The sequence below is a fragment of the Corynebacterium sp. MSK122 genome (genome assembly GCF_030229435.2).
In the GTDB taxonomy this organism is placed as follows: domain Bacteria; phylum Actinomycetota; class Actinomycetes; order Mycobacteriales; family Mycobacteriaceae; genus Corynebacterium; species Corynebacterium marquesiae.
Genome location: NZ_JASPHV020000078.1, coordinates 1 through 320 on the forward strand (window position 1 = coordinate 1; position 320 = coordinate 320).

General features: G+C 54.7%; 1 protein-coding gene. It reads right to left on the reverse strand.

Features of this window, described 5'->3' with window-relative positions:
* A partial coding sequence (locus QP934_RS11540; protein WP_419127595.1) for a helix-turn-helix domain-containing protein occupies positions 1-223 on the reverse strand: 223 nt, incomplete at its 3' end.
* Positions 224-320 lie beyond the last annotated feature (97 nt).

Sequence of the window (320 nt, forward strand, 5' to 3'; positions counted from 1 at the left end):
AGAGCGGCTTCGGCGTGACCGAGCCCTTGGGCCTGCCCTTCGGCTTCGGTTTTAGTGCCTCATCGCCACCATTACGCCATTTCCTCGACCATCCGCTGACCAGATTCTCTGATGACAGGCCAAACTCCCGCGCAAGATTCATCGCTGTCTCACCAGAAAGGTGGCGTTGGACAACTTCCTTCTTGATTTCGACCGAATACTGCTGCTTAGTCGGTTTTTCCACAAGACATAGTCTGCCATGCAGTTTAAACCGACGACAGAGCATACGGGCGGCGTATTTGGAGACACCAAGAGCAGTAGCAGCGGCACGATAGCCCATG